This window comes from Pararhizobium arenae (genome assembly GCF_001931685.1).
In the GTDB taxonomy this organism is placed as follows: domain Bacteria; phylum Pseudomonadota; class Alphaproteobacteria; order Rhizobiales; family Rhizobiaceae; genus Pararhizobium; species Pararhizobium arenae.
Map to the genome: position 1 here is coordinate 277,549 of NZ_MOOY01000001.1, position 23,442 is coordinate 300,990.

Consider the following 23,442-nt stretch of genomic DNA (forward strand, 5'->3'; position numbering starts at 1 on the left):
CATCATGACGATTCTGGGCCAGCCGCAAAAAACGGGTAGGCTGGCCATCATCGCCGGCGGCGGCATGCTGCCGCATCACGTTGCCGATGCGGCGCGTCTGCACGGTGAAGACCCCTATATCATCGCACTTTCCAACGAAGCCGATCAAGACTGGACCGGTTTTGATCACTGCTCGCTTGGAATCGGCAATTTCCGGGATATCACCGCGACCTTCCGCGCGCAGGGTATCGATCGGGTCGTTCTCTCAGGTGGCGTTCGCCGCCGTCCGGAATGGCGGGATCTCAAGCCGACCTTCAAGACCCTTGCCAAGGTTCCGAGCGTTCTCAGCACGCTGCTTTCGGGCGGCGACGATGCCGTCTTGAAAATGGCGATCGAATTGATCGAGGCAAGCGGCGCCCGGGTCATTGGCGTGCAGGAAATCGTGCCAGAGCTGTTGGCCGATATCGGACCGCTTGGTTCCTTGACCCCGAATTCGGAAGATCGCCGGGATATCGAAATTGCTGTCGAGGCGGCCGTTGCGTTGGGGCGTCTGGATGTCGGGCAGGGGGCTGTGGCCGTCGGGGGCCGTGTCGTGGCGCTGGAGGGGCCGGAGGGTACCGACGCCATGCTGCGACGTGTGGGGCAATTGCGCGCCGATGGGCGAATATCGAGCCGCCGCAAAGGGGTGCTCGTCAAGCTCTGCAAACCGCAGCAGGATCAGCGCGCGGATCTTCCGTCGGTCGGCCCTTCCACCGTGCTTGGTGCTTACGAAGCAGGACTTGCAGGCGTCGCCGTGGAAGCCGGTCGTGCCCTGGTGCTGGAGCGCGACGCGCTGCTTTCGGCGGCCAAGGCGCATGGCATTTTCGTGACAGGTATCGATCGCACCCACCCGGGAGAGCCATGATGAGAGATCGCGGTTTGAAGCTTGCCGTCATTGCCGGCGAAGTTTCCGGCGATCTTCTCGGAGCGGATCTCGTTCAGGCATTGAAGCCGATGGTGAAGGGTCCGGTCGAGCTCGTGGGTGTCGGCGGCGAGGGACTTGAGGCAGAAGGCCTGCGATCCCTGTTCGATTACTCGGAACTGTCGATCATGGGCATCGCCCAGGTTTTGGCCCGGTTGCCCCGCCTTATGCGGCGCATTGGTGAGACGGCGGATGCGATTATTGCGGCCAAGCCGGATGCGCTTCTGATCATCGATAGCCCTGATTTCACCCATCGCGTCGCTCGTCGCGTGCGCAAGGCGCTGCCGGGTCTGCCTGTTATCAACTATGTCTGCCCAAGTGTGTGGGCATGGAAGGAAGAGCGCGCGCCAGCCATGCGCGCCTATGTCGATCATGTGCTTGCGGTGCTGCCTTTCGAGCCCGACGTTATGACCAGGCTTCAGGGGCCGCCAACGACTTACGTTGGTCATAGATTGGCAAGTAGCCGGGACGTGCTGAGCGTTCGTGCCGCGCAGCGTGCGAAAGAAGAACACGGGCTTTCGATTGGCGGGAAGACATGCTTGCTCTTGCCGGGCTCGCGCGCCAGCGAGATTACACGCCTGCTGCCGGCTTTCGGCGAAACGATGCAGGTTCTTCAGGACCGCAACCCCGGAATGCGATTCCTTTTGCCGACCGTACCCCGCCAGGAAGCCTTGGTGCGGCGGCTCGTGGCGGAGCTTCCGGTGAAGCCGGAGGTGAGTGTCGGGCCTGCGGAAAAATGGAAGGCCTTTGCACAAGCGGATGCGGCACTTGCGGCGTCCGGCACTGTCATTCTTGAGCTTGGGCTTTGCGGTATTCCCGTCGTTTCGGCATACCGTGCAGACTGGATCGTCCGCCTCATGCACAAGCGTATCCGTATCTGGACGGCGGCCTTGCCCAACCTGATCGCAGACTACGTAATCGTTCCGGAATATCTGAACGAAGCGATCCGGGCGGGTGCGCTTTCCCGCTGGATCGAACGGCTTGTTTCACCCACCGCCGAACGCGCTGCTATGATGCAAGGCTATGCGACCGTCTGGGACCGCATGCAGACGGAAAGGCCGCCCGGAGAAATGGCAGCCGAGACGTTGCTTTCCGTTATCGATCAAAAAAACAAGCCCGGCCATTTCTGACCGGGCTTCGTTTATTCTATCGTTCTGCGCTTAACGCTTGGAGACCGGCACGTAGTCGCGCGAAGGCTCGCCGATATAAAGCTGGCGCGGACGACCGATGCGCTGTTCCGGGTCTTCGATCATCTCGTTCCACTGAGCGATCCAGCCGACGGTGCGGGCGAGTGCGAAGAGAACGGTGAACATGGTCGTGGGGAAGCCCAGCGCCTTCAGCGTGATGCCCGAATAGAAGTCGATGTTCGGATAGAGCTTCTTTTCGATGAAGTAGCTGTCGGTGAGCGCGATGCGCTCCAGTTCCATTGCCACTTCGAGCAACGGATCGTCCTTGTGGCCAAGTTCCGCCAGAACCTCATGCGTCGTTTTCTGCATGATCTTGGCGCGAGGGTCGTAGTTCTTGTAGACGCGGTGGCCGAAGCCCATCAGGCGGAACGGATCGTTCTTGTCCTTGGCCTTGGCGACATATTCCGGAATGCGGTCTACCGAGCCGATTTCGGCGAGCATGTTGAGAGCCGCTTCGTTGGCGCCGCCGTGAGCCGGACCCCAGAGGCAGGCAATGCCGGCTGCGATGCAGGCGAACGGGTTCGCACCCGACGAGCCGGCAAGGCGAACAGTCGAGGTCGAGGCGTTCTGCTCGTGGTCGGCATGCAGGATGAAGATGCGGTCCATGGCGCGGGCCAGAACCGGGTTTACGACATAGTCTTCGCACGGAACGGCAAAGCACATGCGCAGGAAGTTCGACGCGTAGTCGAGATCGTTCTTCGGGTAAACGAAGGGCTGGCCGATATGGTACTTGTAGGCCATGGCGGCGAGCGTCGGCATCTTGGCGATCATGCGCAGCGAGGCGACCATGCGCTGGTGCGGATCGGTGATGTCGGTCGAGTCGTGATAGAAGGCCGACAGCGCGCCGACGCAGCCGCACATCACGGCCATCGGGTGTGCGTCGCGGCGGAAGCCGGTGAAGAAGCGCGACATCTGCTCGTGGACCATCGTGTGATGGGTGACGCGATAGTCGAAGTCGATCTTCTGTGCCTTGGTCGGAAGTTCGCCGTAGAGAAGCAGATAGCAGACTTCGAGGAAGTCGCCATGCTCGGCCAGTTGCTCGATCGGATAGCCGCGGTGCAGGAGCACACCCTCGTCGCCATCGATGTAGGTGATCTTGGATTCGCAGGATGCGGTCGATGTGAAGCCTGGGTCGTAGGTGAACCGGCCGGTTTGCTTGTAGAGGGAGCCGATATCGACCACGTCAGGACCGATAGACCCCGATCGCACCGGCAAATCAACCGACTTGCCATCGACTGTTACGACTGCGCTATTTTCCGTCATAGGGTGTCCTCCGTTTGCCGCAAACTGGCACATAAATATGCCGCATATATTAACGCCGACCATGTGCTATCTGATTTAATCACAGCTGCCAAGTTGAACCAAAGGCAAATTGTGCGCTGCAAAATTCAGCATGCGGCGTCGCGATAATTGCATGTTTTTTCAACGTGTCCAATGCTCTAGGCACAGCCTCTGAAAAGGGCGATAACAAAAAAGGTCAGTTCTGCTGACTTTTTAGGCAGTTTTCCCATTGGTTGCATTGCCTTGTTTTTGGTTGCACGATGTCCGTCATCAGGTCGGGGTGAGGCATGGTGACGGGGAACGATCGAGGCCAGGAAACGACGACGGAACCTGCGCCGGTATCTTTGGTAACGGGGTCGCTACCATCCCTCCCGCAAACACTTGAATCCCTTAAAAATTACAGGGTCTCAGCTTTGTCCGGAGCACATGCTCCGTTTGGGCGTATCAATCCACTGCTGTCGTGGACGAGCTCCGGAAGGGGTGCCTTGCTTAGGGCAGTGACGATCGAGGGCGCTTTCGGGAACGGATTTCTATTTGTTCCGCTCAGCCTTGGTTTTGGTTGTCTGGTGTGGTTCTCAGGTGTGAATCCTGGCCCGCCGCTTAATCTTGCAGTGCTGCTGTGCATTTTTGGCATGGCGGCGGCATGGTTGCGTCATTCCAATACGGTCTGGAGGCATGCCAGCTTTCACGCTTTTCTCGTGCTTTTCGGCATGTTGCTCGCTGCTTATCAGACCGCACGAATGAATACCGTGGTTCTCGATACCTCGGTCACGACCACCATAAGCGGGACGGTCGTCGGACGCGAAGTCACGGACAAAGGCTATTGGCGTTACGTCGTGGACGTCTCGGGCACCGCAGCCCCGGAACTGCGCCGTCCGCCGGAGCGTGTGACATTGTTATCGCGCCACCGCGGCACGCCCGTCGCGATTGGTCATGAAATAACAGGCAAGGCCCGCATTTCCCCGCCGTCCGGACCAGCGCTCGCGGGGCTGAACGATTTCGGCTTCGACAGCTACTTCAATGGCGTCGGAGCAGTCGGTTATTTTTATGGAAAGCCGGTCGGAGGCCCGCCTGCGGAGGGTTCACTCCCGGTCTTGAATTCCCTTCTCGAAGGGTTGAGCCGGCTGCGGGCGACGATAGGCGAGCGTATCAGGTCCGATCTCCCTGGGGATACTGGCGCCATTGCCGCTGCCCTGATCACGGGTGAGGAAAGGGCGATCGGCCGTCAGACCGTGGAGGATCTCCGCGGCGCAGGTCTTGCGCATGTGCTGGCCATCTCCGGGCTCAATATGGTGTTGGCGGCGGGCACACTGCTCGTCGGAGCGCGTCTCGCACTCAGTATGCTGCCTGGTGTCGCCCATCGATTCCCGATCAAGAAGGTGGCCGCCGCTGGCGCGCTGATGATGGTCTGCTTTTACATCCTGATTTCCGGTGGTGCAGTCTCGGCCGTCCGCTCCTGGCTTATGATCAGCCTTATGCTGGTCGCTGTGTTTTTCGACAGGCCTGCCATCAGCCTGCGCAATGTTGCCCTTTCGGCGCTTGTCATTCTCGCCATCACGCCTTCCGCCATAACAAGTCCCGGCTTCCAGATGTCCTATGCGGCCACATTGGCCCTCATCGCCGGATACCGCTTCTGGCGGGATCGACCCCATGAAGCGATGAAGACTTCAGCCGTGCCGGTTATCGTGTTTCGCGTGATCATCGTGTTTCTCGCAGGTCTGCTGCTCAGTTCGCTCATCGGTGGTCTCTCCACCATGATCTATTCCGTTGGCCATTTTCATCGGATCGCCAGCTACGGGCTCCTTGGCAATATGCTTGCCATGCCGATCATCAGCATCCTGGTCATGCCCTTTGGCCTGCTCGCAATGCTCGCCATGCCCTTTGGGCTGGAGCGGTTGCCCTTGCTGGTCATGGGGCAGGGCATCGACTGGATGATTGGCATCGCGGCGATGGTATCCTCGTGGGATGGTGAGGTGACGACGGGGCGCACATCCCAGACAGGCTTTGTGCTGGTTGCGATCGGCGGTGTGGTTCTGTGCCTTCTCAGAACAAAGCTGGCGATTTTGGGCGCCGCCATGGTGTTTGTGGGTGTCTCTGTCATTCTGGTCTCCGCTTCGCCGAGCCCGGATATGGTGATCGCGGAAGACGGGCGTCTGGTGGCGCTGATCGACGGAAGCGACGTTGCGCTCAATCGCGAACGACCGCCCGAGTTTATTTTCTCGCAATGGCGCCGCGCGCTGCAGCTGTCCGATCCCCAAAAGCCGGTCATGCATCCGGCGCTTTCGATCCCGCTTCCGGCGCGAGAACCCGGGAACCATTTGGGTGCCGCTACCGCGCTCGGCGAAGTGCCTCCGTTTGATGGACCCGCGGCGAAGAAGGTCGGAGAAAGGCTGCTTTCCGCCGAGCGGCCCGGTCGTTTCGCTTGTGTCGCCACACAATGGTGTGCCGCCCAATCGATCAAGAGCTGGCGGATCGTCGTCGTGGAAGATGCCCGGCTCACCGGTACCGCCTGCGACATCGCGGATATTGTTATTGTAATGAACGCGATACGGCTCGATTCCTGCCGCTCGGGAGCGCGGCTGGTCACCGCGCGAACGCTGCGGCAAACCGGTACACTGGAGTTCTATCTGGCGCCGAAAGCGTCAGGCGAGCCTGTCCGGATCGTATCGGCTCTGACGCCGGAGGAGCTCGAACGCCCCTGGGCGGTTCATAGGCTCTATGACTGGCGCACCGGCGAATTTGCGAAGAACTGAAGGTGCCGGCCTGGTTTCCGGGCGACTTCGCAAATGCAAAACATTCTTGATTAAAGCACTCCACAAATCCTTGTCATTCCTCCATACTGGGCGTATGAAGCCGCCGACGATCGGAAACGCAGCAGCCGTGCGTTTCCGGGACGCAACATTTTTAGGCCAGTTCCAGGACGCAGCACAGCAGTCTCGGATGCTAATTTGATACGGATAGGATTGATCATGCCGAACCGGGTAAAGCCGATAGGGGCGATGCTGGCAGCATCCGTCTTCATGTTCTTTACGGCCCAGACGCTTCAGGCTCAGGAAACTGCGCCGGCGCCGGAAACGACGACCGTCGAACAGCCGGCACCTGCGACGGCACAGCAGGCTGATCCCACCCTTTCACAAGCCGTTGAAGGCCAGCCGGCAGCGGGCAGCACGGTCGAAACGAATGCGGCGCCCACAAGCTCCGCGGCCACGGAAATGTCCGGTGCCGGGGACGAAGCGTCCGCCGCGCAGAACCCGGTTCTCCCGCACGATCTGTCGCCTATGGGCATGTTCATGGCGGCAGACATCGTCGTCAAGGGCGTGATGGTAGCGCTGGCTTTGGCATCCGTGGCAACGTGGGCGATCCTTATCGTCAAGGTGCTGGAATTGGCCGGAGCCAAGCATCGTGCAAAAAGGGCAATCCGCACGCTGACGGATGCCGTCGTTCTTCGCGATCTCGATCGCGATGCCGTCAAGGGCGGCCCGGCAGCCTTGATGGTTGCAGCGGCAGCCGATGAGCTGAGTAAGTCCGAGGCGGTCATCGATATCGTGCCGCAGCAGGGGATCAAGGAGCGTGTCGCCTCCCAGCTCGGCCGTATCGAGGCGCGCGCCGGCAAGAAGATCGCCGGAGGAACGGGCGTTCTTGCAACGATCGGTTCGATTTCGCCGTTCGTCGGTCTGTTCGGCACCGTATGGGGCATCATGAACTCGTTCATCGGCATCAGCCAGTCGCAGACGACCAATCTTGCGATCGTCGCTCCCGGTATTGCCGAAGCGCTGCTGGCAACCGCAATCGGTCTGGTCGCCGCTATCCCTGCGGTCGTGATCTACAATTATTTCTCCCGCTCGATCAGCGGTTATCGGCTGATGCTCGCGGACGCTGCCGCGGCTGTGGAGCGTCTGGTGAGCCGTGAACTCGACTTCCGTCATGCCCGCAAGCTGTCCCGCAAGGTCGAGGGCCACGGCGCGGAATCGACGATCGCGCGGATCGGATAAGACCATGGCGACCAAACTTGGCGAAAGCGGCAACGATCTCGAGGAAAACAGCGAAATCAACGTAACGCCGTTCATCGACGTCATGCTCGTGCTGCTGATCATCTTCATGGTGGCAGCGCCTCTGGCGACCGTGGACATGAAGGTCGACCTGCCGCAATCGGCGGCCCAGCCGGTAAAGCGGGATGACAAGCCGGTCTTCGTCACGCTGAAGGCCGATCTGACGCTGGCGCTCGGCAACGATGAGACGTCCCGCGACAGCTTTGTTGCGACCTTGCAGCAGATCACCGAGGGCAACAAGGAAACACGCATTCTGCTTCGTGCAGACAAGGCGGTCGATTATGGCGAGCTGATGAATGTGATGAACATGATCCAGCGGGCGGGCTATGCCAAGATTTCGCTTGTCGGCCTGGAGGCCGCGCCCGCCGGTTGATCGCTCGATCCTGCTCCCGGTTCTGTTCGAGGCCCGCACGGTGATCCGTGCGGGCCTTGCCTTTATGTGCACCGCGTCAAAATCGTCAGCTTTGCCGGCTTGCTTTTTTGGCCGAACTGCATTCCATAGCTTGAAACAGCTCGGTCACGGATTTATGAGCTTAGCGAAGAGACCCGTGCGATTGCGGCGGGCATGATTTCAGACGCGCACGCGCGCATCGCCGGAGCGATCCGGCTCACGAGGGCAGGCACATGGACTTCCAAGCAGCACGCAGAAAGATGGTCGACAACCAGATCCGGACGACCGACGTTACCTCCCATACGGTGCTTTCCGCATTTCTGTCCGTGCCGCGTGAGGCATTTGTTCCGGCCAAGTTCCGCGAATTGGCCTATATCGATACTGATGTCGCGCTCGAAACCGAGGATGGAAGCCCCACCGGACGTTATCTCATGGAGCCATCGCCACTGGCAAAGCTGCTTCAGCTTGCGGCGATCACCAAGGAAGACAGCGTGCTGGAAATCGGTTGCGGCACCGGTTACGTTTCGGCGATTTTGTCACAGCTGGCCGGCAAGGTCGTAGCGCTTGAAAGCGACAAGTCGCTGGCGGCCCAGGCTTCGGCAGCGCTCGAAGCGCAGGGCTGTCGGAATGTGACCGTTGTAAACGGCGATCTCGAAAAGGGTCATGCTGCCGATGCGCCTTATGACGTGATCTTCATCAATGGCGCCGTGGAAGTCATTCCGGAAGCAATCTTCGCGCAGTTGCGCAATGGTGGCCGGCTCGTCGGCGTGGTCGGTTTCGGCAATGCCTCGCAGGCGCGTCTCTACATCCATGAGAATAGCAACACCTCCGAGCGGCTTGCTTTCAACACGTCTGTTCGCCCGCTTCCAGGCTTCCGCCTCGCTCGCGAATTCGTTTTCTGATTTTACCACATTTCACCTTTTTTCCCTGATGCCCGGCCGCGCTTGCAGCCGGGCATGTTGCGTTATGTTGCCAAAGCGCAACTGAATTTCGCGTTTCGCGTGGTGCAAGCCAGCGCACACCTTTTACGTGGTTGTCGCAACCCAAATCCCGGTACAAAGAGCAGTACGGCATGCAGTCATGAAGCCTGCATGCGGGGAGAGGTTGCGGCCGGGAGGCCGCCTGCTATCGGAGTATCGAGAGTGTCGGAATTGCGTCATGCGGTCCACGCGGCTGCGCTCGGCATCGTCCTCTTGTCGTCTCCTGTTCCGGCCTGGGCCGAAACCATCGCCGGCGCGATGGAAAAAGCGTACGTCAACAACCCGGATCTTAACGCGGCGCGCGCGGCGCTTCGTGCAACCGACGAAGGCGTGCCCATTGCCAAGGCCGGCTATCGTCCGCAGATCGAGGCGTCCTTGACCGGTGTTCAAACCCGGTTTGACCGGCAGTTTGCCCCTCCGATCGATTATCACACCGGCACCGCCAGCATTACCATTACCCAGCAGATATTTGATGGCTTCCAGACGCTGAACAATGTTCGCGCCGCCGAAGCTGTTGTTTTCTCAAGTCGCGAAACGCTGAAGGCCAACGAGATTTCGATCCTGCTTGCCGCAGCCCAGTCCTACGCCAACATTGCCCGCGACCAGGACATCGTGAACATTCGCAAGCAGAACCTCGCCTTTCTGAAAGAGCAGGTGAGGGCGGCGACGTCGCGCTCCGACCTGGGTGAAGGTACGCGCACCGATGTCAGCCAGGCCGAGGCCGAACTGGCGCAGGCGCAGGCTCTTCTGGTTACGGCGGTATCACAGCTCAAGCAGAGCGAAGCCGCCTACGTCCAGATCGTCGGCGACGCACCCCGCGGCATCAAGCAGGCCGGACCGGCCAGCAAGGGAATCCTGAAGAACGTCGATCAAGCCGTAGCGGCTGGTTTGCGAGACCATCCGACAATTGCAGCCGCGCAATACAGCGTCGATGCGGCCGGTTACCGTGTCAAATCGGCCGAAGGCACCATGCTGCCGGGTGTGGTCGTGCAAGGTTCGGTTTCTCGCAATACCGGCGATAACCCGACCGGCTTTACCTCGGATCTTGAGAGCAGTACCGGCTCGATCGTCGCCCGCCTGCAGATTCCGATCTATCAGGGCGGTGCCGAATACGGGCAGATACGCCAGGCCAAGGAGCGACTGGGCCAGCAGCAGATCCTGGTCGATTCCGCACGGGCCGAAGTGCAGCAGACCATCGTTACCGCCTATGCGCAGCTCGAAGCGGCCGTCGCAACCATCGCGGCGACGAAGGAGCAGATTTCAGCGTCCCGCCGCGCGCTCGCCGGCGTCATTGATGAGTTGAAGGTCGGTCAGCGCACCACGCTCGATGTGCTTGACGCGCAGCAGAATGTGCTGGTTGCCCAGGAAAGCCTCGTCACGGCCCAACGCAATGCGGTCGTCGCGAGTTATGGTCTTCTGGCGGCCATGGGCCGTTTGACGGTCAAGAGCCAGGGATTGCAGGTCGCCGAATACCGGTCGGAGGAACACTACGAGGCCGTCAAGGACAAGTGGTTCGGTCTTCGAACGGTGGACGGCAAGTAAAGCAGGCGCATCGCTAATTCCAGCGATGGGGCCGAAGGTGACGCCGGCAACAAATCTGTGCATGATTCCTGTTAGATGATTCGCAGCCGTTCGCCTGAAACCGAACTCGCGATAGAGTTCCCGGCGATGATCTTGCTGCGATGTGCCGATACTGGCGACGCAGAAAACGGGGAAGAATATGGCACAGCCAAATGTAGCGCGTGAACCGTCGATGGACGAAATCCTGGCCTCGATCCGCAAGATCATCGAGAGCAACGAGCCGGGGCTTCCGGGCTTTCCGGCCAATGATATCGGCACGGCTCCGTCTTCCCGCAGCTCTTCTCCTGTGGAAGAGGACGTCCATATCGATGATATCCATCTGACGATCGATGACGAGGATCTGGCCGCGGAATTTGAGGCTGAGGAGCAACGTCTTATGGCTGAGCCGCAGCCTTTGCTGCGGGGTGCTGTGGATGTGGCGCCGAAAGAAGCACCTGCAGGGATCGATCAGGCTACGCCACCCCAGTCGCTCGCGGACGTCGCCGCGCGTGTGCGTGCAGCCTCCGAGCGCAACACGCTTGCGCTGCGCTCGAGCGAAGGTGAAGCAGCCAGTCCGCTTCGCCCGGCAGCGGCTCCATCCGCGCCAAGCAACTTTGTCGAAACTGTTCAGGAGACCGCTTCCGTCACTGCCCTTCGGGTAGAGACCGCGAGTGTTTCGGCTGTACCGGCGGCGGTCGAGCAGGAAACCACTGCAATCGTTTCCCCGGAAGTCGGAGCGCAGGTCGCGCGTTCCTTCGACGATCTTGCGCAGGCTCTCGATGCCGGCCCGCGCCGGTCGTTCGACGAGATCGCCGAAGATATGCTGCGCCCGATGCTGCAGGAGTGGCTGGACGACAATCTTCCGACGCTTGTGGAGCGTCTTGTGCGCGAAGAGATCGAGCGAGTGGCACGCGGTCCCCGCCGCGGCTGAGAGCGCTTTAAACGGATCAAATCAGGCGGGGCAGGAGGCTGCCCCGCCTGATTTTTTTGTCTGTATGCACCATATAAGGCAGGCATGGCCTTCCGGCCGCTCTTATGTTGACTTCCCCGCAGCCTTCCGATTTACACAAACGACGATAACAACCAGCAAGTTTGGTCCCAGAATGCTTGAGAAAACCTACGATTCCGCCGCCATCGAACCGACCATCGCCAAGAAATGGGACGATCAGGATGCGTTCCGCGCAGGCGCGGGATCCAAGCCGGGCGCCGACAGCTTCTGCATCGTCATCCCGCCGCCGAACGTGACCGGCTCGCTGCATATGGGCCACGCGCTGAACAACACGCTGCAGGACGTCATGGTCCGCTTCGAGCGCATGCGCGGCAAGGACGTTCTCTGGCAGCCTGGCATGGACCATGCCGGCATTGCGACCCAGATGGTCGTCGAGCGCAAGCTGATGGAACGCCAGCAGCATCGCCGCGAAATGGGCCGCGAAGCCTTCATCGACAAGGTTTGGGAGTGGAAGGCCGAATCCGGCGGTCTGATCTTCAATCAGTTGAAGCGCCTTGGCGCGTCCTGCGACTGGTCGCGCGAGCGCTTCACGATGGACGAAGGCCTGTCTAAGGCGGTTCTTGAAGTCTTCGTCTCGCTCTACAAGGAAGGCCTGATCTACAAGGACAAGCGGCTGGTCAACTGGGATCCGAAGCTCCTGACGGCGATTTCCGATCTTGAGGTCGAGCAGCACGAGGTCAACGGCAATCTTTGGCATCTGCGCTATCCGCTGGAAGATGGGGTCACCTACCAGCACCCGATTGCGTTTGACGAAGAGGGCAAGCCGACCGCCTGGGAAGCGCGCGACTATCTGGTCGTTGCGACCACACGCCCGGAAACGATGCTGGGCGACACCGGTGTTGCGGTTAACCCGGAAGACGAGCGCTACAAGGCAATCATCGGCAAGCATGTCGTTCTGCCGCTGATCGGCCGCCGCATTCCGATCGTCGGCGACGACTATGCCGATCCGACCGCCGGCACCGGCGCCGTCAAGATGACGCCGGCTCACGATTTCAACGACTTCGATGTTGGCAAGCGCCACAATCTGCGCCAGATCAACATCCTGACCATCGATGCCCATGTCACGCTCGCCGGCAACGAGGATTTCCTGCACGAGCTTCCGGAAAGCCCTGAACTCGAGCCGATCATCTCGAAGCTCGACGGCATGGATCGTTTTGCCGCGCGTAAGGCGATCGTCGAGATGTTCGAGGAGCTTGGCCTGCTCGACAAGATCGAGCCGCACAAGCACATGGTTCCCCATGGCGACCGTGGCGGCGTGCCGATCGAACCGCGCTTGACGGAACAGTGGTATGTCGATGCCGCAACGCTCGCCAAGCCTGCGATCGCGTCCGTGCGCGAAGGTCGCACTAACTTCGTTCCGAAGAACTGGGAAAAAACCTATTTCGAGTGGATGGAGAACATCCAGCCCTGGTGCGTTTCCCGCCAGCTCTGGTGGGGACACCAGATTCCAGCCTGGTATGGCCCGGATGGCCAGGTCTTCGTCGAGAAGACCGAGGAAGAGGCGCTGCACGCCGCCATCCAGCACTATCTCAGCCACGAAGGCCCGATGAAGGCTTACGTCGAGGACCTGCTTGAAAACTTCAAGCCGGGTGAAATCCTGACGCGCGACGAAGACGTTCTCGATACCTGGTTCTCGTCGGCGCTCTGGCCGTTCTCCACACTCGGCTGGCCCGACCAGACGCCGGAACTGGAGAAGTATTACCAGACCGACGTTCTCGTCACCGGCTTCGACATCATCTTCTTCTGGGTCGCCCGCATGATGATGATGGGCCTGCACTTCATGAAGGACAGTGATGGCACGCCCGTCGAGCCGTTCCACACGGTCTATGTCCACGCGCTGGTTCGCGACAAGAACGGCCAGAAGATGTCGAAATCGAAAGGCAACGTCATCGACCCGCTGGAACTGATCGACGAATACGGTGCCGATGCGCTGCGTTTCACGCTGGCTATCATGGCCGCGCAGGGGCGTGACGTGAAGCTCGATCCGGCCCGCATCGCCGGCTACCGCAATTTCGGCACCAAGCTCTGGAACGCGACGCGTTTCGCCGAAATGAACGGCGTTGCCAACGATCCGAAGTTCGTTCCGGAGACGTGCTCGGTCACCATCAACCGCTGGATTCTGACGGAGCTGTCGCGCACCATCCGCGATGTCACCGAGGCGATCGAAGCCTACCGCTTCAACGAGGCGGCCGGCAGCCTCTACCGCTTCATCTGGAACCAGTTCTGCGACTGGTATCTGGAACTCCTGAAGCCGATCTTCAGTGGGGACGATGCGGCCGCAAAGGCCGAATCCCAGGCCTGCGTCGCCTACGTTCTGGATGAGGCTTACAAGCTTCTGCATCCGTTCATGCCGTTCATGACGGAAGAACTCTGGGCGCAGACGGCGGGCGAGGGCAAGGAGCGCGCGACGTTGCTTTGCCACGCGGAATGGCCTGCGGCGTCCTATGCCGACGACACTGCGGCGGCTGAAATCAACTGGCTGATCGATCTCGTTTCCGGCATCCGCTCGGTTCGCTCCGAGATGAACGTGCCGCCGGCCTCGGTCGGTCCCCTCGTCGTCGTCGAAGCCAGCAATCTGACGCGCGAACGTCTCGAACGGCACGCCGGCGCCATCCGCCGTCTCGCCCGTGTTGACGATATCTCGCTTGCAAGCGAGGCACCGAAGGGAAGCGCGCAGATCGTTTTGGGCGAGGCCACCGTCTGCCTGCCCCTCGGGGCGCTGATCGATCTTTCGGCAGAGACGGCTCGTCTTGAAAAGGCAATTTCCAAGGTCAACCAGGAGCGCGAGCGTATTCTCGGAAAGCTTTCCAACGAGAAGTTCGTCGCCAATGCGCGTCCGGATGTGGTCGAAGCCGAGCGCGAACGTCTTGCCGAACTTGATCTTCAGCGTGCGTCGCTTTCCGTCGCACTTTCGCGCGTAAGCGAAGCCGGCTGAGCATCAGCAAAAGAATATGAAACGGAGCGGCCTGTCGGCCACTCCATTTCTATTGGGAATGATTCCATCCGCGCCGCGCCGTTGGGGGCGATCGACCGGCATTTCAACCCCGGAAACGCGCGGGAAAACAGCGAGATGGCAAAAAGCAGCGTTGTTGTGTCGATGTGACACATTTTGTATATTATGGAATTATATTCCAACATTTCCGAAATGTGGCTTTGTTGTAGGAATTATGTTCCTAAAATGTCCGAATTGGGCGCTGCAAAAGAATTCTTACGTCAATTTTTCGTGACATTTCCACGCGACTGGCCATATTTCGCGATTTGCTAAGTCGCGAATACTCCCGGTAACGTCAGCGTCAAGGGTCTGCCAGTGCGGGCCTAGACGTTCATGGGGAGGAACATATGAACAAAAATACGACCAAGACGGCGGTGATGACGGCCTTCACGCTCGCCATGGTCGCAGGCACGGCTCAGGCAGGCGGCCTTGAGCGTGGCGGCTACAATATCGATCTCCTGTTCGATCCGTCCACCTACGCGGCGGAAGCAGCGGCGACCTACGTCAATCCGCAGCGCGAACTGAACAATGTCGTTGATATCAACCCCGCAAATGGCGTTGGTTCAAACGGCATAGGCGGCGGCGCTACAAATGGTGTCGAAGATTCCGAAGGCTACTGGGTGCCGCGCATTGGCGTAAAGGCCGGTTTCGGCGACAGCATTGACTGTATGGCGGATTATTCTCAGCCATGGGGTGCTCACACCAATCCCGGCGCGAACTGGATGGGCGCGAACGACAACATCGAAACTAAGATCGAGAGCGACAATTATGCGGCGACCTGCTCCTACAAGTGGGATGTGGGCAAGGGCCAGTTTCGTGTGATTGGCGGTGGCTTCTATCAGGAAGTTGGCGGCTTTAAGGAGCGTCTCGTTACGCCGGTGTTCGCACCCGGTTTCGATGGTGTCGGCCGGCTCGATCTCGATGGTAGCGGCTGGGGTTGGCGCACGGGTGTAGCCTACGAGGTCCCGGAATACGCATTGCGTGCAAGCCTTGTCTACAACAGTGCGGTCGATCTCGATAATCTCAAGGGTAGCATCGATCTGTCTGGTGTGCTCCTGCCGAACGGCCTTGGCGGCTTCGTACCTGGCACGAAGTATGACGTTTCGAGCTTCGCGTCGATGCCCGACTCCCTGGAGCTCAAGTTCCAGACCGGCATCGCTCCTGGTTGGCTTGCTTTCGGATCGGTCAAATGGACCGATTGGAGCCAGTTGCAGATCGTTGAGGTCAATCCGACATCTCCGGCTCCGGGCCGCTTGCCCACCAGTCTTGACCTCCTCTACCGCGACGGTTGGACCGTTACCGGTGGTGTTGGCCACAAGTTCAATGATCAGTGGAGCGGTGCGCTCAGCCTAACATGGGATCGCGGCACGAGCCATGGTTACGGCAGCCAGACGGATACCTGGACGGTTGGTACAGGCGTTTCCTACGCCCCGACGGAAAATGTCGAGCTTCGCCTTGCTGGTGCCGTCGGTATCCTGACCAGCGGAAACTCGGCCCCTATGGATGGAAGTTCAGCGGAAGTCACCTACGACTTCGATACCGACATCGTCAGCGCGATTTCCACCTCTCTGAAGGTCAAGTTCTAAAATCCAAAAGTCTTGAAGCCCGGATCTCGATCCGGGCTTTTTTCGTTTGGGCTTTTTTCTTGTATTTTCGCAGAAAAATCGGGGCGGGCGGTGATGTTCGTTGTGACGATTCAGCAACACATTTTTTCTATAGTCCTACACTAGGTCAGGGCGGTCGATTTTGTCCATTTCCCGCCACAAACTGGGAGCACCGATCATGTCTGACAAACGTGCGATAGGTTTTCGACGTACGGCGTTTGAGGTGAAGTGAAGCGTACAATTCCTTTGTACTTTCCCCGTAAAATATGGCTTTCGACGCTCATGAGCATCGTATGCGATGAACGGGACGGACGACGGAAATGAATGAAAATTTGCGGCTGCGGGGGCAGGCCGTACTCTCGCCGGAAACAGTTCCTAAGTTTGGGAACCTCAGGTGAAGGGAAGTGAGAGCCAGCGTTCGGACATGATGTCCGTTTTGCTGTTCTACATTGTATCGGGGTTTTCAACGCCGACACCGACACCCTGAGAGGTGCCATCGGTTTGGAGTTGATGGGAAGAACTGACAAAAATGCTTTTACGTGAATACAAGTCGCTGACGTTTCTGGTTCTGGGTATGGCGCTCACGCTTGGCGGGCCTGCTGGGCAGGCCTTTGCATTCGATCCCAATTCCGGCGTTTCCAAGGAATCCGGTCCCTTCGCACTCTTCAAGTTCGGTTTTTCTGCCTATAAGGATGGCCGCAAGGACGAAGCGATGGAGGCTTATCGCTACGCCGCGGAAAAAGGCCACACCGGTTCCCGCTGGGCTTTGGCAAATATGTATGCCGATGGCGATGGTGTTGCCGAAAACGACCTCGAGGCTTTCAAGATCTACAGCGAGATCGCCCAGAAAGGCATTGAGCCCGGCTCAGAAGACACAGGCTTCTTCGTCAATGCGCTGATCTCCCTTGCCGGTTACTACCGCCGCGGTATTCCCGATAGCCCGGTCAAATCCGACCTCACGCAGGCGCGCCAGCTCTATTTCCAGGCGGCTTCCACTTTCGGCGTGCCGGAAGCCCAGTTCCAGCTTGCCAAGATGCTGCTTTCCGGCGATGGCGGCAGCGTGAATGTTCAGCAGGCGAAAAAATGGCTCAACCGCGCCCGCAAAAGCGGCCATGCCGGCGCCATGGGTGTGTTCGGCGACGTGATCTTTCAGGAAGGGCAGGTTGTCCGCGGGCTGGCCTATATGACGGCGGCCTTGGACCAGTGTACCCCCAAGGACCGCACATGGCTGCAGCCCTTGCAGGAGCAGGCGTTTTCCCTCGCAAGCGAAAATGACCGGCGCGCAGCCATCACGATGTCCCAGAGCATGCATCTCGACGCCGATTGACGTCGTCGATCGGGAGGGCTCCCCGGACGGTGAGGCGGCCTGTTGGCGCTTTACGGCGCCTCGAATGCGAATTGCCCGATCACAGGCACATGGTCCGAGGGCTTTTCCCAGCCGCGAACGTGTTTGTCGATGGACGTCGATACGAGCTTGTCGAGGGCTTCGGCCGATAGCATCAGGTGGTCGATCCTGATCCCATAATTCTTCGGCCAGCATCCGGCCTGATAATCCCAGAATGTATAGAGCGGAACGGTATCGTTGGTGGCCCGCACGGCGTCGGTGAAGCCGAGATTTTCCAGGCCGCGGAACGCGTTGCGGGTTTCTGGCAGGAACAGGGCGTCATTCTCCCATACCTTCACATCCCAGCAGTCGTGCGGTTCGGGAATGACGTTGTAGTCGCCCGCGAGGATCAGTGGTTCTTCCAGGGCCAGGCGTTCGCGGGCATGGGCCTGCAGGCGGTGCATCCACGCAAGTTTGTAGCTGTACTTTTCGGTTCCGGTGGGATTGCCGTTCGGCAGGTAAATCGAGCACACGCGGATCACGCCGCCCTTGACGGAAAAAACGCCCTCGATGAAGCGCGACTGAAGATCCTCTTCATCGCCCGGCAGACCACGGATGACCTCGTCCGGCTTCATGAGCGATAGAATGGCAACGCCGTTGAATCCCTTCTGGCCGTGGGTTTCGACATGGTAGCCAAGTGCCTCGATCTCAGCCCGGGGAAAACCTTCGTCGATCGTCTTGATCTCCTGCAGGCAGACGATGTCCACCTTGCTTTCCTTCAGCCACGCAACCAGGGAATCGATACGGGCGCGCACGCCGTTGATATTCCAGGTCGCGATTTTCATGTCGGTCATCCTATTCAGTCAAAATAGTATCGAGATGAAGGCTTGCCGGTGCACGCAGCAGCCTGTCGTCCCTTGCCCTGCCTGTTCTATCTTTGGCGGAGGCCTTTGACAAACACGAAGTCCATGATTCCAGTGGCAATTGCCTCGCCGGATTGAGGCTCTATAGTCTGTCCATGATCGACACGCTCGTTGCCTACTGGCCGCACTTTCTCGCCGTTCTTTCGGTGGTTCTTGGCGTGCCCGCCGCCATTCACGCCACCATGACCAAGCAGGAAGTTCGCTCGGCCTTAGGGTGGGTGGGCATCATCATTCTCTCACCGATCCTCGGGGCAGTTGTGTATGCCATCGCCGGCATAAACCGCATGCGTCGTTCCTCCATCGAGTTGCAGAGATTGCAACTGCGTGATCGCGGCCCGGAACCGGAGGACGAATATGACGTCACCGGTGAAAGTGTCGCGCGTCGTTTCGGGCAGCGTTTCGCATCAATGAAACTGTTGGGCGACAAGGTCAGTCGCCATGGCATGTGCACAGGCAATCGTATCGTCCTGCTGAGCGGCGGCGATATGGCCTATGACGCGATGCTGGGCGCAATCCACCGCGCGCAGCGCTCCATTCTGCTGGAGACCTATATTTTCGATCGTGATCCGATCGGCCTTCGGTTTGCAGATGCGCTGATCGCGGCTGCAGGGCGCGGGGTCGAGGTGAGGGTGCTGATCGACGCGGTCGGTGCGCGCTACTCTGTACCAAGCATCGTCGGACATCTGCAGGATGGCGGGGTCACCGTTCGCGTCTTTAACGGCAACATCGTCATGGGGCTTCGGTTGCCCTATGCGAACCTGCGCACGCACCGCAAGATTCTGGTGATTGATGGCGCAACGGCATTTACCGGCGGCATGAACATCCGCGCCGGCTTCACAACGGAGTTCGCTGGCGAGGCGAGGGCGCGCGACACGCATTTCAAGGTGGAGGGCGCGGTCGTTGCCGACCTCTTCGAAGTGGCAGAGGAGGACTGGCACTTTTCAAGCCGCGAGGTTCTCGAAGGCGAGGCCTGGAGTGTGCGCCGCAGCATCGGCCGGCGGTCGTCCACACTGATGCGCGTTGTGCCTTCAGGGCCGGACAGGACCAATGAGGCTAACCAGAAAATGCTGATGGGCGCCTTTTCCATCGCGAGGAACAGTATTCTCATCATGTCCCCATATTTTCTTCCCGATCGCGAATTGATCAGCGCACTGGTGACCGCCGCCATGCGCGGCGTCGATGTCGAGATCGTGGTGCCGGCTGTCAACAATCTGACCCTTGTTGATCGCGCCATGACGGCACAGTTCGACCAGTTGCTGAAAGGGGGCTGCCGTATCTGGCGTGCGACCGGCCCGTTCAACCATTCGAAGCTGATGACGATCGACGGGCGGTGGTCTTATGTGGGCTCGTCCAACCTTGATCCGCGCTCGCTGCGTCTCAATTTCGAAATCGATCTGGAGGTCATGGATCCGGCATTTTCACAGCAAGTTGCCGGCCAAATCCGGCCGCTCCTGGCGCAAGCTCAGCCTGTCACGCTCGCCAGTTTGCGCGCGCAACCTTTCGCCACGAGGCTTCTCAACAGGGTTCTTTGGTTAGGGTCGCCCTATTTGTAAGGTGCGGAGACCCCGCTAGATCGAAAAACTCGTGCCGCATCCGCAGCTTGCGACCGCATTCGGATTCTTGATCTGAAAGGATTGCCCCATCAGATTGTCGATGAAGTCGATTTCGGAGCCGCCCATATAGACGAGCGAGAGGCTGTCGATCAGCACTTTTGCCTCACCCTTTTCAAGGACGAGGTCGTCATCGCCGGCCGCCGCGTCCACCAGATCGAATTTGTAGGAGAAGCCTGAACAGCCCCCGCCTTCAACGGAAACCCGCATGGCGGTTTTGTCCATGTCCTTCTTTAAGATCGCGGCGATGCGCTTTGCGGCGGCATCGGAAAGGGTGACTGTTTCGGTTGTCATATTGCCTCCTGCCGGGGTCAAGATCCGGAGAGATTCGTTCATTGCGTTCTGCCTGTTACGGCACAAGGTTGAATCCGGCGCTCAAGCGGTGTTCTCAAGTTATTGATTTTACAATACTTGGAACGGTTCGCCCGCGTGCGGCTTTCTAACGTTGCCCACTATAGGTATGAAGGCTTTGATATTGCGTCAATGGCATCGAAAGTGGAAACGACATTGGACAGTCAGGCCCTTGGATTTGGTTCCGGCGAACGCGCGATCTTTGCAGCTGATCCCTGGTCGACGCGTGGGCGTCTTTACCCCGAGTCAGGAAGCCTGACGCGATCCGATTTTCAGCGGGATCGGGATCGGATTGTTCATACAACGGCCTTTCGGCGGCTGAAGCACAAGACGCAGGTTTTCATTGCGGCTGACGGAGACCACTATCGGACACGCCTGACCCATACCATTGAGGTGGCGCAGATCGCCCGTGCGCTCGCCCGCGCGCTGCGGCTTGACGAAGACCTCGCCGAAGGTGTGGCTCTCGTTCATGATTTCGGCCACACGCCGTTCGGGCACACCGGCGAGGATGCCTTGCACGAGATGCTGGAACCTTATGGCGGCTTCGATCACAACGCCCAGTCTCTTCGTGTCGTGACGAAGCTAGAAAAGCGCTACGCGGAGTTCGACGGCCTCAACCTGACATGGGAAAGCCTTGAGGGGCTGGTGAAGCATAACGGTCCATTGATGACCGGAGACGGCAAAGGCACGCGCGGTGCTGTGCCGAAACCCATCCTCGATTACTGCGAGCAGCACGATCTCGAATTGGCAAGCTTCGCCAGCCTCGAAGCGCAGGTCGCGGCTATTGCCGATGACATCGCCTACAACACCCATGATATCGATGATGGATTGCGCTCCGGCTATCTGACCTTCAAGATGCTGGAAGACGTTCCGTTTCTCGCCGGTCTGATGCGCGAAGTCGGGGATCGCTACCCGGGGCTCGAAGCCTCGCGTTTCACGCATGAAATCATGCGTCGGCAGATCACGCGCATGGTCGAAGATGTCATAACCGTGTCTCAGGAACGCTTGAAGGAGCTCAAGCCACAGCATGCAAGCGACGTTCGCGCGGCTGACCGTGTCATCGCGACCTTCTCGCAGGAGATGGCTGAAACGGATCGCCAGATCAAGAAGCTGCTGATGATGCGGATATACAGGCATCCCGAAATCATGCAGGTGCGGCAGAACGCTGCGGCGATCGTCAAGGATCTCTACAAGGCTTTCGTTGCCGATCCCGGGCAGATGCAGACCGTCGCATGGACGGATCAGATCGCCGAGATGAGCGAGGCCGCGCGCGCAAGGCACGTTGGCGACTACCTGGCCGGAATGACGGACAACTACGCCGTTTCGGTCCACCGCCGCTTGTTTGACCACACTCCGGAATTGCGCTAGTCACCCGCACAACGGCAGTCTTGAAGCTACCGGATCATCAAAAAGCAACGCGACCGCTTGCCGAATGGCAAAGCTAGGCGGATGGGCATCATGAATCTTTTCACTGACTTCGAATCAAGAATTAAAAACGTATTGGAAAGCCTTGATATCGTGAGTGAAAAGCGATCTGAGATCGATTTTTCACGAGTCAGCGTGGAATCCCCGCGCGATCCGAGCCACGGGGATGTCGCAACCAATGCCGCGATGGTGCTGGCAAAGCCGCTTGGCACCAATCCGCGTGCGCTCGCTGAGCAGATTGTCGTCAAGCTGCGGCAGGACCCCGAGGTGATCGAGGTTTCTGTTGCCGGACCCGGTTTCATCAATGTGCGGCTCTCGATCGATTACTGGCAAAAATTGCTTGCCGCGATGATTTCTGCCGGCAACGACTATGGCCGCAGCAGCGTCGGCCGTGGCCGCAAGGTGAATGTCGAATACGTCTCGGCAAACCCGACGGGACCGATGCATGTCGGCCATTGCCGCGGCGCGGTTGTCGGCGATACACTGGCGAACCTGCTGGCCTTCGCTGGCTATGAGGTGACCAAGGAATATTACATCAACGACGCGGGCTCCCAGGTCGATGTGCTCGCCCGTTCGGCGTTCCTGCGTTACCGGGAGGCGCTTGGCGAGAAGATCGGCGAGATCCCGGCGGGGCTTTATCCCGGAGATTATCTTGTTCCGGTGGGCGAGGCCCTTGCTGCCGAGTATGGTACCAGCCTGCGCCTGATGCCGGAGGACAAATGGCTGCCGCTCGTCAAGGATCGCACCATCGACGCAATGATGGCAATGATCCGCGAAGATCTCGCTGCGCTCAATGTGCATCACGATGTGTTCTTCTCCGAGCGCACGCTTCATGCCAATGGTGCCGGACCGATCCGCACCGCGATCAACGACCTGACGTTCAAGGGGCATGTCTACAAGGGCACGCTGCCGCCGCCGAAGGGGCAGTTGCCGGAAGACTGGGAAGATCGGGAGCAGACGCTTTTTCGCTCTACGGAAGTTGGTGACGACATCGATCGCCCGCTCATCAAGTCCGACGGTTCGTATACATATTTCGCCGCCGACGTCGCCTACTTCAAGGAGAAGTTCGATCGCGGCTTCAATGAAATGATCTATGTACTGGGTGCGGACCATGGCGGTTACGTGAAGCGGCTTGAGGCTGTGGCGCGCGCCGTTTCCGGCGGCAGCGCCAAGCTGACGGTCCTTCTGTGCCAGTTGGTCAAGCTTTACCGCGACGGTGAACCCGTGAAGATGTCGAAGCGCTCCGGTGACTTCGTCACCCTGCGTGAGGTCGTCGATGAAGTCGGCCGCGATTCCGTGCGCTTCATGATGATCTATCGGAAGAACTCCGAGCCGCTAGATTTCGACTTTGCCAAAGTGACGGAGCAGTCCAAGGACAACCCGGTCTTTTACGTTCAGTATGCCCATGCGCGCTGCCGTTCGATATTCCGGCAGGCAGCCGAGGCGTTCCCCGGTCTCGATATCGGGGCTTTGGATTTTTCCGCTTCCATTGCCGGCAATATTGTTGACCCGAACGAGATCCAGCTGGTCGCAAAACTTGCTGAATATCCACGCGTTATTGAGGCGGCATCGTTGTCCCAGGAGCCACACCGCGTGGCTTTCTACCTGTATGACTTGGCCAGTGCCTTCCATGGACACTGGAATAAAGGTAAAGATTCTCCTGAATTACGTTTTGTTAACGATAAAAATAGAGAATTGTCTATCGCCAGACTCGGGCTGGTGCATGCTGTCGCTTCCGTCTTGAGGTCCGGCCTGTCTATTACAGGTACGGATGCTCCAGAAGAGATGCGATAGTATTGTCACCATTTCCCCACAA

General features: G+C 59.1%; 17 protein-coding genes. 14 read left to right on the forward strand and 3 right to left on the reverse strand.

Going from position 1 to position 23,442, the window contains the following annotated elements; genetic code table 11:
- Positions 1-4: 4 nt before the first annotated feature.
- Both BLX89_RS01440 and lpxB read left to right on the forward strand, forming a co-directional pair.
- Complete coding sequence (locus BLX89_RS01440; RefSeq protein ID WP_075288870.1) at positions 5-883, forward strand: LpxI family protein; 879 nt, start codon at positions 5-7, stop codon at positions 881-883.
- The gene (gene lpxB / locus BLX89_RS01445; RefSeq protein ID WP_075288871.1) at positions 883-2,070 is read left to right on the forward strand and encodes a lipid-A-disaccharide synthase; all 1,188 of its coding nucleotides are present in this window, start codon (positions 883-885) and stop codon (positions 2,068-2,070) included. Before BLX89_RS01440 ends, lpxB begins: the two co-directional genes overlap by 1 nt.
- A 30-nt stretch (positions 2,071-2,100) precedes the next feature.
- Here lpxB and gltA read toward each other — a convergent pair whose 3' ends face one another.
- Entirely contained in the window at positions 2,101-3,390 is a 1,290-nt protein-coding gene (gltA, locus tag BLX89_RS01450) for a citrate synthase (protein WP_075288872.1), read from the reverse strand.
- Between the two features lie 515 nt (positions 3,391-3,905).
- Here gltA and BLX89_RS01455 point away from each other — a divergent pair.
- The 9 genes from BLX89_RS01455 to exoR all read left to right on the forward strand — a co-directional run bounded on the left by BLX89_RS01455 (position 3,906) and on the right by exoR (position 17,320).
- Positions 3,906-6,161 (forward strand): ComEC/Rec2 family competence protein, encoded by a 2,256-nt coding sequence (locus tag BLX89_RS01455; protein WP_143523468.1) that lies wholly within the window; start codon positions 3,906-3,908, stop codon positions 6,159-6,161.
- Between the two features lie 216 nt (positions 6,162-6,377).
- Entirely contained in the window at positions 6,378-7,400 is a 1,023-nt protein-coding gene (gene exbB, locus BLX89_RS01460; RefSeq protein ID WP_075288874.1) for a tonB-system energizer ExbB, read from the forward strand.
- Between the two features lie 4 nt (positions 7,401-7,404).
- Positions 7,405-7,830, forward strand: a complete 426-nt coding sequence (gene exbD / locus BLX89_RS01465) for a TonB system transport protein ExbD (RefSeq protein ID WP_075288875.1) — start codon at positions 7,405-7,407, stop codon at positions 7,828-7,830.
- Positions 7,831-8,081: 251 nt separating this feature from the next.
- Entirely contained in the window at positions 8,082-8,750 is a 669-nt protein-coding gene (locus tag BLX89_RS01470) for a protein-L-isoaspartate O-methyltransferase family protein (protein ID WP_075288876.1), read from the forward strand.
- Between the two features lie 189 nt (positions 8,751-8,939).
- Positions 8,940-10,370, forward strand: a complete 1,431-nt coding sequence (locus BLX89_RS01475; protein ID WP_075288877.1) for a TolC family outer membrane protein — start codon at positions 8,940-8,942, stop codon at positions 10,368-10,370.
- Between the two features lie 178 nt (positions 10,371-10,548).
- Positions 10,549-11,319 (forward strand): PopZ family protein, encoded by a 771-nt coding sequence (locus BLX89_RS01480; RefSeq protein WP_075288878.1) that lies wholly within the window; start codon positions 10,549-10,551, stop codon positions 11,317-11,319.
- Positions 11,320-11,491: 172 nt separating this feature from the next.
- Positions 11,492-14,332 (forward strand): valine--tRNA ligase, encoded by a 2,841-nt coding sequence (locus tag BLX89_RS01485; protein ID WP_075288879.1) that lies wholly within the window; start codon positions 11,492-11,494, stop codon positions 14,330-14,332.
- 404 nt (positions 14,333-14,736) lie between these two features.
- Positions 14,737-15,975, forward strand: coding sequence for an OmpP1/FadL family transporter (locus tag BLX89_RS01490; RefSeq protein ID WP_075288880.1), 1,239 nt, complete (start codon positions 14,737-14,739; stop codon positions 15,973-15,975).
- A gap of 547 nt (positions 15,976-16,522) precedes the next feature.
- Positions 16,523-17,320, forward strand: coding sequence for an exopolysaccharide production regulator ExoR (gene exoR, locus BLX89_RS01495; protein ID WP_075288881.1), 798 nt, complete (start codon positions 16,523-16,525; stop codon positions 17,318-17,320).
- A gap of 50 nt (positions 17,321-17,370) precedes the next feature.
- Here exoR and xth read toward each other — a convergent pair whose 3' ends face one another.
- Positions 17,371-18,162: an exodeoxyribonuclease III gene (gene xth / locus BLX89_RS01500; RefSeq protein ID WP_075289217.1), complete on the reverse strand. Its 792-nt coding sequence runs from the start codon at positions 18,160-18,162 to the stop codon at positions 17,371-17,373.
- 173 nt (positions 18,163-18,335) lie between these two features.
- Here xth and BLX89_RS01505 point away from each other — a divergent pair, with 173 nt between their 5' ends.
- Positions 18,336-19,793: a phospholipase D-like domain-containing protein gene (locus BLX89_RS01505; RefSeq protein WP_075288882.1), complete on the forward strand. Its 1,458-nt coding sequence runs from the start codon at positions 18,336-18,338 to the stop codon at positions 19,791-19,793.
- A 15-nt stretch (positions 19,794-19,808) separates the two neighbouring features.
- On the opposite strand, the gene erpA is transcribed toward BLX89_RS01505, so the two are convergent.
- Positions 19,809-20,144 carry an iron-sulfur cluster insertion protein ErpA gene (erpA, locus tag BLX89_RS01510; protein ID WP_075289218.1) on the reverse strand — a complete coding sequence of 112 codons (336 nt, stop codon included), beginning with the start codon at positions 20,142-20,144 and terminating at the stop codon, positions 19,809-19,811.
- Positions 20,145-20,333: 189 nt separating this feature from the next.
- Between erpA and BLX89_RS01515 the strand changes: the two genes are divergently transcribed.
- Both BLX89_RS01515 and argS read left to right on the forward strand, forming a co-directional pair.
- A complete protein-coding gene (locus BLX89_RS01515) occupies positions 20,334-21,569 on the forward strand; it encodes a deoxyguanosinetriphosphate triphosphohydrolase (RefSeq protein WP_075288883.1) in 1,236 nt (411 codons plus the stop codon).
- Positions 21,570-21,659: 90 nt separating this feature from the next.
- The gene (gene argS, locus BLX89_RS01520) at positions 21,660-23,420 is read left to right on the forward strand and encodes an arginine--tRNA ligase (protein WP_075289219.1); all 1,761 of its coding nucleotides are present in this window, start codon (positions 21,660-21,662) and stop codon (positions 23,418-23,420) included.
- Positions 23,421-23,442 lie beyond the last annotated feature (22 nt).